This window comes from Hyphomonas sediminis, assembly GCF_019679475.1.
Taxonomy (GTDB): domain Bacteria; phylum Pseudomonadota; class Alphaproteobacteria; order Caulobacterales; family Hyphomonadaceae; genus Hyphomonas; species Hyphomonas sediminis.
Map to the genome: position 1 here is coordinate 3,381,424 of NZ_JAIEZP010000001.1, position 13,771 is coordinate 3,395,194.

11 protein-coding genes are annotated in these 13,771 nt (G+C 61.6%); 8 read left to right on the top strand and 3 right to left on the bottom strand.

What is annotated here, in order from left to right; translation table 11 throughout:
• Window positions 1-208 precede the first annotated feature (208 nt).
• The gene (locus K1X12_RS16315; RefSeq protein WP_220988661.1) at window positions 209-1,573 is read left to right on the top strand and encodes a tryptophanase; all 1,365 of its coding nucleotides are present in this window, start codon (window positions 209-211) and stop codon (window positions 1,571-1,573) included.
• 28 nt (window positions 1,574-1,601) lie between these two features.
• Here K1X12_RS16315 and K1X12_RS16320 read toward each other — a convergent pair whose 3' ends face one another.
• Together K1X12_RS16320 and K1X12_RS16325 are read right to left on the bottom strand one after the other, a co-directional pair.
• Window positions 1,602-2,516 (bottom strand): class I SAM-dependent methyltransferase, encoded by a 915-nt coding sequence (locus K1X12_RS16320; protein ID WP_220988662.1) that lies wholly within the window; start codon window positions 2,514-2,516, stop codon window positions 1,602-1,604.
• A gap of 216 nt (window positions 2,517-2,732) precedes the next feature.
• Window positions 2,733-4,073, bottom strand: a complete 1,341-nt coding sequence (locus tag K1X12_RS16325) for an acyl-CoA dehydrogenase family protein (RefSeq protein WP_220988663.1) — start codon at window positions 4,071-4,073, stop codon at window positions 2,733-2,735.
• Between the two features lie 252 nt (window positions 4,074-4,325).
• Between K1X12_RS16325 and K1X12_RS16330 the strand changes: the two genes are divergently transcribed.
• From K1X12_RS16330 to K1X12_RS16345, 4 genes are all read left to right on the top strand, one after another.
• Window positions 4,326-4,619 (top strand): DUF8200 family protein, encoded by a 294-nt coding sequence (locus K1X12_RS16330; protein ID WP_220988664.1) that lies wholly within the window; start codon window positions 4,326-4,328, stop codon window positions 4,617-4,619.
• 124 nt (window positions 4,620-4,743) lie between these two features.
• Entirely contained in the window at window positions 4,744-5,160 is a 417-nt protein-coding gene (locus K1X12_RS16335; protein WP_220988665.1) for an NUDIX hydrolase, read from the top strand.
• A gap of 303 nt (window positions 5,161-5,463) precedes the next feature.
• On the top strand, window positions 5,464-6,678 hold the full coding sequence (locus K1X12_RS16340) for a hypothetical protein (protein WP_220988666.1): 1,215 nt from the start codon (window positions 5,464-5,466) through the stop codon (window positions 6,676-6,678).
• 28 nt (window positions 6,679-6,706) lie between these two features.
• On the top strand, window positions 6,707-8,353 hold the full coding sequence (locus K1X12_RS16345; protein ID WP_220988667.1) for a ShlB/FhaC/HecB family hemolysin secretion/activation protein: 1,647 nt from the start codon (window positions 6,707-6,709) through the stop codon (window positions 8,351-8,353).
• On the opposite strand, the gene K1X12_RS16350 is transcribed toward K1X12_RS16345, so the two are convergent.
• Window positions 8,354-9,523, bottom strand: coding sequence for an aminotransferase (locus tag K1X12_RS16350; protein WP_220988668.1), 1,170 nt, complete (start codon window positions 9,521-9,523; stop codon window positions 8,354-8,356).
• A gap of 392 nt (window positions 9,524-9,915) precedes the next feature.
• Here K1X12_RS16350 and K1X12_RS16355 point away from each other — a divergent pair, with 392 nt between their 5' ends.
• From K1X12_RS16355 to K1X12_RS16365, 3 genes are all read left to right on the top strand, one after another.
• Window positions 9,916-11,508 carry a phosphoenolpyruvate carboxykinase gene (locus tag K1X12_RS16355; RefSeq protein WP_220988669.1) on the top strand — a complete coding sequence of 531 codons (1,593 nt, stop codon included), beginning with the start codon at window positions 9,916-9,918 and terminating at the stop codon, window positions 11,506-11,508.
• Between the two features lie 160 nt (window positions 11,509-11,668).
• Window positions 11,669-12,877: an acetyl-CoA C-acyltransferase gene (locus K1X12_RS16360; RefSeq protein ID WP_220988670.1), complete on the top strand. Its 1,209-nt coding sequence runs from the start codon at window positions 11,669-11,671 to the stop codon at window positions 12,875-12,877.
• A 153-nt stretch (window positions 12,878-13,030) separates the two neighbouring features.
• A complete protein-coding gene (locus tag K1X12_RS16365; RefSeq protein WP_220988671.1) occupies window positions 13,031-13,768 on the top strand; it encodes a TlpA family protein disulfide reductase in 738 nt (245 codons plus the stop codon).
• The last annotated feature ends 3 nt before the right edge of the window (window positions 13,769-13,771 follow it).

Genomic DNA, 13,771 nt, shown 5'->3' on the forward strand with positions numbered 1-13,771 from the left:
ATTGGTGAACGCGTTGTTAACCTTATGCAGCCCGCAGCGCTTGGCAGGGCCGCCTTTCACATGCTAGTTCCCGGTCATCGCAACAGGCGCTGAGCGCGGCCGTCTGCCGGTTTTCCGGAGAGGCAACCGCGGCGCGACCAGTTCCTGTGCGCGGGGCATGTGCCAACAAGGCCCCACTCCCAGGGACGTTTCAGCCGGGAGTGCCCCCATGAAGACCATCATCGAACCTTTCCGCATCAAATCGGTAGAGCCGATCCGCATGACGACCCGCGCAGAGCGCGAGCGCCTGCTGGCCAAGGCCGGCTACAACCTTTTCAAGCTGCATTCCGATGATGTCATCATCGACCTGCTGACCGACAGCGGCACTTCGGCCATGAGCGCGGCCCAATGGGGCGCCGTGATGACGGGCGATGAAAGCTATGCCGGCGCGCCGAGCTTCTATCGCTTCGAGGCGGCGGTGAAGGACCTGATGGACTTCGCCCACATCATCCCCGCCCACCAGGGCCGGGCAGCCGAACACCTCCTCTTCACGCTGATCGCCAAGAAAGGCGACCTCATCCCCTCCAACACCCATTTCGACACCACCCGCGGCAATATCGAAGCAATGGGCGCCGAGGCGCTGGACATTCCAATCGCTGAAGGCCGCGTCCCTTCGCTCGACCATCCCTTCAAGGGCAACATGGATCTCGTCGCCCTGCAGAAAGTGCTGGAGGAACAAGGCGCGCGCATTCCCGCCGTGATGATGACCATCACCAACAATGCCGGCGGCGGCCAGCCCGTCAGCCTGGAAAACATTCGCGGCGCCGCCGCCCTCGCCAAACAGTTCGGCAAGGCCTTCTATATCGATGGCTGCCGGTTTGCGGAGAATGCGTGGTTCATCAAGCTGCGCGAAGAGGGACAAAAAGAGCGCTCCATCAAGGACATCGTCCGGGACACCTTCGCCCTCGCCGACGGCATGACGATGAGCGCCAAGAAGGATGCCTTTGCCAATATCGGCGGTTGGCTCGCGCTGAACGACGATGCCTTGGCAGAGCGCGCGCGCACGCTTCTGATCCAGACCGAAGGCTTCCCGACCTATGGCGGCCTTGCGGGACGTGATCTGGACGCCATCGCGCAGGGCCTCAAGGAAATCGTCGACGAAGATTACCTCCGCTACCGGGTACGGACGAACTCCTATATCGCAGAGCGGCTCGATGCGCTGGGCGTGCCGGTGGTGAAGCCCGCTGGCGGCCATGCCGTGTTCATCGATGCCCGCGCCTTCCTGCCCCATATCCCGCCACTGGAATATCCCGGCCAGGCGCTCACCTGCGCCATGTATGAAACGGGCGGCATCCGCGCCTGCGAAATCGGCACTGTCATGTTCGGACGCAAGCCCGATGGCAGCGAAGCCCCCGGCGCGATGGACCTCGTCCGTCTGGCCATGCCACGGCGCGTCTACACCCAGAGCCATGCCGACTATGTTGTTGAAGTCCTCGAAGAAGTCGCCGCGACGAAGGAGAAGCTGAAAGGCCTGCGCATCGTGAAGGAGCCACCGATGATGCGCCACTTCACAGCTGAATTCAGCCCGCTCTGACCATCAGGCGTCCCACCACAGGACAGGACTATCCGCGGCGGCTAAGGCGGCCGCGGAGCTTGTTTTTCAGATTACGGACAAACAGAACGACCGGACTGTAGCGAATGCCATCAGCAACGGCCCAAAAGGCGCCCTGTAGGGCGCTTTGTTCCACACGCCTGTAGTAGAACATGAAGTTGCGCACCTTCTCGAGGCGGAACCCGAGACGGCGCATAATCCTCAAATAGGGATAGTGACTGTCCATCACATGCCAGCACATCTGCTGGTCCTTCGTCCGGAAATCGATATCGAAAACGAGTAGCCCGCCGGGCTTGAGCGCATTCCTCAGCCGTTTGACAGTCGGCGCAACATCGACAACGTGCGCCATCGTATTGAAACCGGCGATCACATCGAAACGGCCTTCCGGCAACGCTTGCGTATTGAGGTCAATAATCGGGATATCAGCGCCATAGTGTTTGAACCGCCATGCGGCGAAGTCCATGAGCGGCGCAGAAACATCCGCCGCCGTAACGCTCCAACCGATGCGATCAAAGAGCAGGCTCGCCGTTCCCACGCCTGCCCCGAAATCGAGGAAGGCACCAGCTGGAACATCGCGCAACTCTTCGGCAACGGTAGCAGGCAAAGGCGGGTAGTCTCCTTCCGCCTGCCTGGCATGATAGCTGAGCGTCCCAAACACCCAATTCGAGACTGATTCATAAAACTGCCGAACGCCTTCGGGTGTCGACCGATCCGCCTCTGCCCATTTCTGGGCGGTAATACTACTTGAGTTTGCGGCGATCTCTTTCACCTCGTCCAGAGAGAGACCGCTATATTCACAAAGCTGCAGAAAAACGGATTCAGATGGCGTGACATCACGCCCCTGGGTCAGGATTTCCCGCCAGGCCCGCCAGGCTTCCTGTTCATTCATTTCCGCTTCTCCGCGATGAGCGTACAGAATGACCATGCGATCATCCTGCGAGAAACGTAATACATTTCGCTCCCGGCGGCCTCCAATAGAGGTGTTTTCGCGTCAAACGCGATCTGAATGACAAATTTCCGAGCACGGAGCCAGTCGCCACCGCAATTTCTGCGTATTTCAGAAAAAGGCGCCCGTTGGCTCACAATAGCGAGAGAACGGGCGCCTGCTGATTATTGCGGTCGTTCTTGCCGAACGCCCCGACTAGCGAACAGCGAAGTCGGTCGGCTCCGCGCTCTTGCCGCCCTTGCCGGTTTCGCCTTTGGGCTGGCCGTGCTTGCCGGGGCCCATGAAGCCGAACATGTGCCCGGCGACCTTACGAATCTGGATCTCCTCGGAGCCTTCCGTGATGCGATAGCGACGATGGTGGCGGTAGATGTGCTCGAACGGCTTGTGGCGGGAATAGCCAATACCACCATGCACCTGCATCGCACGGTCAGCCGCTTCGCACACAAGGCGGTTGGCATAGTAGTTACACATGGAGACCTTGTCGGAGAGCTTGATGGCCACTTCCGGCTTGGACATCTGGTCCATTTCCCAGGCCGTCTTGAAGATCAGCAGCCGCAGCATCTCTGCCTGCGTCGCCAACTCCACCAGCGGGAACTGGATCGCCTGGTTGGTCGCCAGCGCTTTGCCGAACGGCTTGCGCTCCTGCGCATACTTCACGCTCTCATTGATGCAGTAGATTGCAGCACCGCAGGAAGATGCCGCCTGGCGAATGCGGTTTTCATGCACAAAGTGCTGAGCGAGCGCGAGGCCACCTTCCGGCGGGCCGAACACGGCGTCTTCGGGAACCCACACATCCTTGATACTGAGGCGAGGGTGATCGGTCGGCATATTGAAAGTCCAGAGGTACTCTTCAATGATGACACCCGGATCGTCGGCCGGAACCAGCAGACATGTGATCCCTTTGGCGTCGCCATCGTCACCGCTGGTACGGCAGAAGAGCATAATGTGGCTGGCGGCGTGCATGCCAGTGATCCACATCTTCTCGCCATTGATGAGCCAGCCATCCTTGCCGTCTTTCTTATGGCGAACGGCGCGGGTTTCCATGTGGGTCGCATCAGACCCGTGATGTGGCTCAGTCAGCCCGAAGCAGGCGCGGAACTTTCCTTCCAGCGCCGCAATGGCGAGATGTTTCTGATCAGGACGCGCGAAGTCGCGCAACATCAGGATCTGCGGGAAATTGCCGACAATGGAGTGCTCATTCTGCAGGTCGTTGTGCAGGCCGAGGCCCTGCTTGGCGAAATGCTCACGGATGATCGCCATGCCAAGATTGGTGCCGTCCTGGCCGCCGAACTCCTTGGGCAGTGCGTAGCGCAGGTGGCCTGCCTTGTCGGCCCGGCGCTTGGCTTCACGCAGCAGCTCTTCCCACTCTTCGCGCGGAAGGCCGCCATTCTCGAAGTCGGTCCGCGCCCATTCGCGGCGATGATCAAAGAAACGCTCGTTATCGTCTTGTGCCTGCAGGGGCTTGATCTCGTCCTCGATGAACTTGTCGAGCACGACCAGATAGTCGGCGATTTCCTTTGGGATGTTGAAATCCATGGGCGTTTCCTCGTCTGCGTCAGTTTGCGCCCACCTTACGCAGACCTGGCCGCTGGACAATTTGTGCCGCCGGGGCAATGAGACCCGCAGAATGTGCTGCGCCGCAGCAAATGGTACGAACCGTTCTCCAAAATCCTGAATTCAGCACTCTGAACGCTTGACGAAACATTCAGCGTTCGCTAGCCTAAAAATCAGGCAGCAATGCTCCACCGAAAAAATTCAGCAGCAACAACAGAACCAAGGCACCCTCCCATGCTCCGTTCCGCACTCGCCGCCGCCGCTTTCGCCGGCCTCGCCCTGCCCGCTTTCGCTGGCTACACCTTCGAAACCGCTAACCCGGTCAAGGAAAAGCGCGTCATCGCTGAAAGCGTTGTCTGGTCCTGCGACGGCACCGTCTGCACCGGCGACCTGAAGCGCAAATCCCCGACTGTGCGCGTCTGCAAGAAGATCGCGAAAGAAGTCGGCACGGTCACCTCGTTCCGCAACGCGGACGCTGAACTCACCGCTGAAGAGCTGGTTGAGTGCAACTCCGTCGTGAAGAAATAAGGCTACACCTCTCCAGAGCCTTCCCTGCAAAGCCGCCGCGAGACCCGTGGCGGCTTTTTTTATGCCTCGCGCGTGTCAAACCGTGTCAAAACGCGGACAGTTTGTGTCATTTCGGGGCTTTCCAATGTCAAAACCAGTCGAAGCGGGCTGCGGGGCGGCCATCACGGACACCGAAGGGCGCATCCTGCTCATCCAGCGCCTCAAAGAACCCGAAGCCGGGGCCTGGGGCCTACCTGGCGGGAAGGTAGACTTTGGGGAGCGCGCCGAGGACACCGCCCGGCGAGAGATCCACGAAGAGCTGGGCGTCGAAATCGAACTGACGGGCCTCGCCTGCATTGCCGAGACAATCGACGCAGGCGACGGGCGCCACTGGGTGGCCCCTGTCTACTCGGCCCGTATCCTCGCCGGGACGCCACAAGTGATGGAGCCGGAGAAGCATGGTGGCTGGGGCTGGTTCGCGCTGGACGCCCTGCCAGCGCCGCTGACCAGCCCGGCGAAGGACTGGCTGAAATCAGCCCTAAAACAGGCCGGAAAAGGTTAAGCAGACCCCGAAAGTCTGCCCCTCAAGGGTTCAACTTACAAAACACTCCTATTTTTAGTAGATATTTCAAGCCAACTGCTTGCGCGGGAGAAAGCCCCCGCATGCAGATGATTTCTATTGGGTTTTTCTCCTGTTGCGCTGCAAAATATGGGGTCTTGGTAAAAAAAAACACGCAAATCCCTAAGCTCCGGCCAAAATTTAGAAAATGGTATTCTCTTAAAGATAGGAATGCTGGCACCGGAGCGTCCCCCAACAGCTACCCCTCCGGTTGGGCCAGATATCGATCCACGGAGGAGTGATCAAATGCCCAGACTAACCGTTTCCGCCATTGCGCTCGCCGCAATCGCGCTCGCCGCTTGCGAATCTAACGGACACACACGCTATGCGAGCGTCGGAACTGTTGGCCAGAAAGGCCCCCCCGGCGCCCAAGGCCCGCAAGGCCCCGCAGGACAAGATGGCCAGGACGGTCAGGATGGTGCGCAAGGTCCCGCTGGTCCGGCTGGCCCTCAAGGTGAGCCTGGCGGCAACTTCGCGACCGGCGATACCGGCATGATCGCAACAGGCGGCCTTATCGGCCCCAGCGGCGTGGGTGGCACCGGCCTCCTGGCCAATCTGGGCGATCCGTCCACCAGCATCCCCGTCGTTTCTGACACAGCCTCATCGGGCGGCACGCTGCTGACCTCGACCGCTACAGGCATCGACACCCTGATTGCCCAGACCGACCTGCCGGACGAAATCACGTCCGTTACCGGCGCGGTTACAGAAACGGTCGCGAATGTCGGCGATGCCCTGACCGGTTTCGGTGAAAATGGTGAACCGCTGGTCGATGGCGTGACAGGCGCAGTTTCCCCGATCCTGACTGCCAGCCTTGGCGGCGGCACATTGGCGGGCGACAGCGACGGCTCCTCCCTCATTGGTCTGAGCATCCTGTCTCCTGAACAGGAAACCGGCACGCTGGCCGAAGTTGGCGTTGCCACGGACGGCACGCTGCTGAACCTGGACCTTGCCACCGGCAGCGACACGGCACTTGAAGTCGGCGACCTGGCTTCGGTTGACCTTGGCCCGGTTACAGATGGCGTCAACGACCTGCTCGACACAACCGGCCTCTCCGAAGTGACCGACGCAGACGGCGCCGTTGGCGGTCTGCTGGCGGAGGTGACCGATCCGCTGAACGACCTTCTGTCAGGCGACACCGGCGGCCTGGACGACGTGGCCGATCCGGTTACGGACCTTCTGGCAGACGCCACGGACCCGATCACCGACCTGCTTTCGGGCAACGCTGACGGACTTGGCGATGTTGCCGGCCCCGTCGAAGACCTGCTGTCTGGTGACCTCGGAGACATGGCCGACCTTGGTGGCCCGGTTGAAGATCTCGTTACCGGGGTGAGCGCCCCGTTGTCCGACCTCACAGACCCGCTTGCCGACCTGACCGGCGGCGACAGTGAAGAAGACACTTCGTCCCCTCTGGACCCAATCACGGGCGGCCTTCTGGGCTTGCTCGGTGGCGGAGGCCGCTAATCAACCATGAAACATCACGGATAACTGCATGAAGCGCTGCGTTCAGCTGAAACCTTACCTGCTGCTGAGCGCGGCGCTTTCATTGGGATCGGTCCAATCGGTGTTCGCCGAACCGCAGACCGTTCCGGAGGATCGGCTGGACCCCGGATACGAAAGCGAAACCCCGGTTATTCCGCCATCTGATACATCGAACCTGGAGCGGGCGGCGGCTGACGTCGCCCCTTCAACTGCGCCAAGCGCCACCATTCAGGGCATCCAGTTCGTCGGCGCGGAAGTTCCCGCCATTGTTGCCGCCTCGACCGAACCCTTCCTTGGACGCCCCGCCGATACGGCAACCCTGAAAGAACTCGCCGCCGCAATGACGTCGGCCTACAAGAAATCCAATGTCGTTCTGTTCACGCTGGCCATTCCGGCGCAGGACCTTTCCGATGGCGTCGTAGATATTCTGATTGCGGAGGGTTATGTCCGCGATGTGATCACCGCTGCTGAAGGCAAGCGGATCGACGAGCGCCGTCTGCGCGGATACCTCAAGCCCGTGATTGGCGAACGCCCCGCCAGCCGGAAGAATTACGAGCGCGGCATGACGCTGGCCCGGCGTGAGGAAGGCTTCAAGGTTACCCCAAGGCTGAGCACACTGAAGGACGAGCCCGGCGCAGTCGCGCTGGTGCTGAATGTGGAAGAGAAAGAGAACGGCTTTGCCTTTGGCTATGACAGCCGGGAATCGAGGCTGGTGGACGCCGGACGCATCAGCGCCTCAGGCTTTGCCTATTCCACGTTGCGCCGGGGCGACGCCCTGCGTGGACGCCTGACCCTGACACCGGACGGAACGCAATCCCGCTCCGCAAGCGTGCAATACGCCACGCCGATCGGCGAAGACGGACTGAAATTCGCCGCCGCCGGCGCCTATCAGGAAACCCGGCCATCTTCCGTGCCGATTGAAGGCAATGCCAACTTCCTGACGGCGAGCCTTTCCTATCCCGTGCTTCTGAACTTCAATCAGGAAGTCTCCCTGAACGCCGCAATCGACCGGACCGAGAGCACGAATACGGCACTTGGCTCCGTGCTGGCGAACGAGAACATATCTGCTGCGCGGCTCGGCGCGCGCGCGTCCTGGGTGTCGGCAAAACGGTCTTCCACGCTGGGGCTGACCCTGGCGCAGGGGCTGGACCTGGGCGACGCCAACACGACCGTTGCCGGCGGGGACACGGGCTTCACCAAGGTGAAAGCCACGGCCAGCATTGTGCAAAAGATGGGCGACGACCTGTTCCTGCGCCTGAAGGCAAGTGGGCAGTGGTCGGATGATATTCTGCCAGCGAATGAGCGGCTGATGATCGGCGGTATCGAATATGGGCGCGGCTTCGACAACGGGCTTGTCAGTTTCGACAAGGGCTATGCCCTCTCCTTCGAGCCCGCCTGGCGGCCGTTGGATGAAGGCTCTTTTGCAAAGAGCGAAGTCTATCTGTTTGCCGACTATGCCGACGGCAGCATCGTGGTGAGTAACCTTGGCGCGCAGACATTTGATCTGAGCTCCGCCGGAATTGGCACGCGCATATCCTACAAAGACTACGCGACGCTTGGACTGGAATGGGCCGAGCCACTGAGCCGGCCTGTTCCGGGGCTCGACAACAACGGCATCTTCACGGTGACATGGGCGCTGCGCTACCGGCCAGACTGATCACTTGCCACCTATCTTGGCCGCAAGCCGGCTGATCGCGTCCTCAAGCACCTTGTCCTGCTTGCAGAAGCAGAAACGAACCATGTTCTGCGGTGGCGCCTCGCCCGCATAGAAGGCACTGCACGGGATGGCGGCAACGCCGGCCTCTACCGTCAGCCAGCGGGCATAGGCTTCGTCGCTTTCCAGCGCCGGGCCGATGCCATCGGTCAGCACCGTGAGGAAGTATGTGCCGTCTGCTGGCAGGACCGTGAAGCCGATGCCGGCGAGCCCCGAGGCCAGACGGTCCCGCTTTGCCTGCAAGGCGGCGGCGAGCCCCTGATAATAGGTGTCATCCCGGCCAAGGGCATAAGCAATGGCGGCCTGCAGATCCGGCGGGGTGGTGAAGGTGAGGAACTGGTGAGCCTTGGCGACGGCGCTGATGAGTTCGCGCGGGCCACTGACATAGCCGACTTTCCAGCCGGTGAGCGAGAAGGTTTTCCCCGCAGAGCCGATGCGCAGCGTGCGCTCGCGCATACCCGGCAGGGCAGCGATAGGCTGATGGCGGGCGCCATCAAAGACAAGGTGTTCGTAAACCTCATCGCACAGGAGATACGCGTCATGCCGGCGGGCGAGGATGGCGATCTCGGCCAGTTCTCCGCCCGCGAACAGTTTTCCCGTTGGGTTCATCGGCGAGTTGATGAGGACGAGCTTGGTAGCGGGCGAGAAGGCGGCGGCGAGCGCATCCGGCGGAATGCGCCAATCGGGCGCCTCAAGGCGCACAATCTTCGGAATGGCGCCGCACTGGCGGATGATCGGCAGGTAGCTATCATAAAGCGGCTCGAAGAGAACAACTTCATCCCCTGGCGAGAGAAGCGCAAACAGGCAGGCGGCGAGTGCCTCGGTCGCCCCGGACGTGACGAGGACTTCATCCTGCCAGTTATAGGAGAGACCGTAGAAGCGCTGGTCATGTGCGGCGACCGCCTGACGAAGGGCGGGCAGGCCAGCCATGGGGGGATACTGGTTGGGCCCCGCCATCAGCGCATCAGCAGCTTTCTGGCGAATGTCGGCCGGGCCGTCCTCATCCGGGAAGCCCTGACCGAGATTGATGGCGCCATGCTCCACGGCGAGGGCCGACATGGTGGTGAAGATGGTGGTGCCAAGGCCGTCGAAGGTGGGATTGAGCGCTTTCATGGATGCAGGGTTACAGAAGCGTCCGTGTCGGAGCAATTGAGGGCAGCGCGCAAGCAGGGGGCGAGCGCACCTCCGCGATTCTGCCGGCGGGCGAGAACTGGCCGCTTGTCAGCGTTGTCATGGTTTCGTGGAGCCTCGACCCGGCGCGCAGAGGGGCTGCCGCGATATGCAAAGCTGTGCCAGTTCGGCGCGCAGCCGGAGGACAAATTGACGCCACCCCCAATGACACCGATGGACATTCCTGTTCTGTCCAACTAGCCGTCCCGAAATGCTGCGGCGCAGCCAATCTTGGATGGGCACGGATGTTGCAAAAGCTTCGCACGAAGCGCTAATGGGCGCAGATGGTGGCTGGGCCGGGCGCCCGTAAGTTTCGCGAAATCGAGGACAGCGTAATGAGCGATACCGTAGCAATCCTGGCTGAGCTGGGCGTGCAGACCAAATCCGTAAAGAAAAACTGGAACGAGGCACGCCTTTACGAGACGGCCGTGGCGACGGGCGAAGCCCGCGTTGCCAAAGGTGGCGCGCTGGTCGTCGAGACCGGGCAACACACCGGCCGCTCCGCAAAGGACAAGTTCACGGTTCGTGATGCCCTGACGGAAAACACCGTGTGGTGGGACAACAACGCCTCCATCACGCCCGACCAGTTTGACGCTCTGTGGACGGACTTCAAAGCCCACCTGGCGACGAAGGATGTCTACGCCCAGGAACTCTTCGGCGGCGCAGACCTCGACTACCGCCTGCCCGTCACCGTGGTGACCGAGTATGCCTGGCACTCCCTCTTCATCCGTCACCTGCTCCGCCTTCCGACGACGGACGAGCTGTCTGGCTTCAAATCCGAATTCACGATCATCAACTGCCCGAGCTTCCGCGCCGACCCGGCCAAGCATGGCTGCCGCAGCGAGACGGTGATCGCGGTGAACTTCGCCAAGCGCCTCGTGCTGATCGGTGGCACGTCCTATGCCGGCGAGACCAAGAAATCGGTCTTCACGATCCTCAACTACCTGCTGCCGAACCAGGGCGTCATGCCGATGCACTGCTCGGTCAACACCTCTGACAAGGACGACGCGGCGATCTTCTTCGGCCTGTCGGGCACCGGCAAGACGACGCTGTCGGCAGACGCTTCGCGCACGCTGATCGGCGATGACGAGCATGGCTGGTCGGAAAACGGCCTCTTCAACTTTGAAGGCGGCTGCTACGCCAAGATGATCAAGCTGTCGGCCGAGGCCGAGCCGGAAATCTACGCCACCACGAAGCAGTGGGGCACCGTGCTTGAGAACGTCGTGATGGACCCGACCACGCGCGAGCTGGACCTCGACTCCGCGGCGCTGGCTGAAAACTCCCGCGGCGCCTACCCGATCGAAGCCATTCCGAACGCTTCGCTGACAGGCCGTTGCGGCCAGCCGAAAAACCTCATCATGCTGACGGCGGACGCCTATGGCATCATGCCGCCGATTGCCAAGCTGACCCCGGCGCAGGCGATGTATCACTTCCTCTCGGGCTACACCGCGCGCGTTGCCGGCACCGAGAAAGGCGTGACCGAGCCCTCGGCCACCTTCTCCACCTGCTTTGGCGGCCCGTTCATGCCGCGCCACCCGTCGGAATACGGCAACCTGCTGCGCGAGCTGATCGCGCGCTACAATGTCGATTGCTGGCTGGTCTCCACCGGCTGGACCGGCGGCCCCTATGGCCAGGGCAACCGGATGCCGATCAAGGCAACCCGCGCCCTGCTGAACGCTGCTCTCGATGGCTCGCTGAACAATGTCGAGTTCCGCAAGGACGAGACCTTCGGCTTCCTCGTTCCGGTCGCTGTTCCGGGCGTTGACGCCAAGATCCTCGACCCGCGCAGCACCTGGGCCGATGGCGCCGCTTACGACAAGCAAGCGGCAAAGCTGGCCGAGATGTTCGTCGAGAACTTCGAGAAGTTCGAAGCCTACGTCGACGAGGCGGTAAAAGCCTCTGCGCCGAAGCCGAAAGTCAGCGCGTAAGCGCAAGGCCTTTCAGACATAAAGTTCAAAGCCCGCTGGTTGCGCCAGCGGGCTTTTTGCTGCGACCAACAGACGTTGACGTAAAGGGAAGGCTTCCGTCCGGGCAATTCCCTTACTAGGGTGCGCCGCACAAACAGGTAAGCACATCCAGGAGGAAGCCATGCGTGAAGCCGTAATCGTTTCAACAGCCCGTACTGCCCTGACCAAGGCCGGTCGCGGCGCGCTCAATGACACCCATGGCATCACCATGGCAGGCCACGCCATCAAGGGCGCGCTCGAGCGCGCTGGCGTCGAAGCCGCTGCCGTGGAAGACGTGTTCCTCGGCTGCGCCGCGCCTGAAGGCGCCACCGGTCACAACGTCGCTCGCAACGCCGCACTGGCAGCTGGCTGCCCGTCGAGCACCTCGGGCGCCACCATCAACCGCTTCTGCTCCTCGGGCCTGCAGGCAATCGCCAACGCTGCGCACACCGTGATCAACGAAGGCGCAGCCGTGACCGTCGGCGGCGGCGTGGAAAGCATCAGCCTCGTCCAGGGCTCGGGCCATTCCAACCGCTACAAATACTTCGACCCGGAACTGGCCAAAACCTGGCCGGCGATCTGGATGACCATGATCGAAACCGCCGAAATCGTTGCCGAGCGCTATGGCGTCAGCCGCGAATACCAGGACGAGTATTCGGTCGAGAGCCAGCGCCGCACCGCCGAGTTCCAGCAGAAGGGCTATATGGCACAGGAAATCGTGCCGCTGAAAACCCGCATGAAGCTGGTGAACAAGGAAACCAAGGAAGAAACCTTCCAGGACGTGATCGCTGACCGCGACGACTGCAACCGTCCGGGCACGACCTATGAAATGGTTGCCGGCCTGAAGCCGGTCTTCTCCGGCGGCATGGTCGTCAAAGAAGGCAAATACGTCACCGCGGGTAACGCCTCCCAGCTTTCCGATGGCGCCGCCGCTGTGGTCGTCATGGAAGCCAAGGAAGCCGCAAAGCGCGGCCTGAAGCCGCTCGGTCGTTTCGCTGGCTTCAACGTTGCCGGTTGCGATCCGGACGAAATGGGCATCGGCCCGGTCTTCGCCGTTCCGCGCCTGCTGGAGCGTCACGGCCTCAAGGTTGACGACATCGACCTGTGGGAACTGAACGAAGCCTTCGCCTCGCAGTGCCTTTACAGCCGCGACCGCCTCGGCATCGACCCGGCGAAATACAACGTCAATGGCGGCTCGATCTCCATCGGCCACCCCTTCGGCATGACCGGCGCCCGCTGCACCGGCTCGATCCTGCTGGAAGGCCAGCGCCGCAAAGCGAAGTGGGGCGTCGTGACCATGTGCATCGGCGGTGGCATGGGCGCTGCCGGCCTGTTCGAAATCTACAGCTAAGCCTGATTTTCCGGCACTTCGCCGAGTGATCAGCGGTAAATTGCGAAGGGCGGCCCCAAAGGCCGCCCTTTTGCTTATGGGTCGGTTGAGCTGAGCTGCCTTTTTCCCGACACCCACAGGTGGCACGCTCGACAAAAGTCAGGAGCCTGCCAGATGAAATATGCTGCCCTTGCCGCCGCCTTTATCCTCAGCGCCTGCGCGCCCGCCGCAGCGCCGCCTGCACCAGAGGAGACCGCTTCGGCACCTACAGTAACGGACGTGGCCGATGGCCCAAAGGCGCAGGGCTTCATCACCGAAAATACTGCGCCCCCACCCGGCGCGCAGGACAATGAAGACGGCACCTATCGCGACGCGGACGGGCGCCCGTTCCAATATGCCCTGCTGGGCCAGCACTTGCCCGAGTTCACCGCGCCAACTTCTGACGGCGGAACATTCAGCTCGGCAGATATCAAGCACTGGACCGTGATTGATGTGTGGGGCGCGTGGTGCGGCGACTGTGTCGCGGATGGGCCGTATGTCGAAGCGCTCTCGCGCGCGATTGCGCAGGATCCCGATCTCGAATTCGTGTCGCTGCACACGCCGGCCAACGCCAACCGGACAACACCGGAAGAACTCTTCGGCAAGTATGGCTCGCTGGAGAAATACTTCGAAGCAGCCGGCTATTCGATCCCGTCCGTCGTGCTGGACAATGACGCGAGCGTGCGCAACGCGCTGCAGATCCGCTGGACGCCGAGCTATCTGCTCGTCTCGCCGGACGGTGTTGTGCGCGGCTTCCGGACCGACCTTTCCGTGGTGGAAGACCAGCCGATCAAGACCTTCATCCAGGATATTGCCGAAGTGAGAAAAGAAGTGAGAGACCTTCTCTCATCGGACATTTCCGACATACAATGAGGC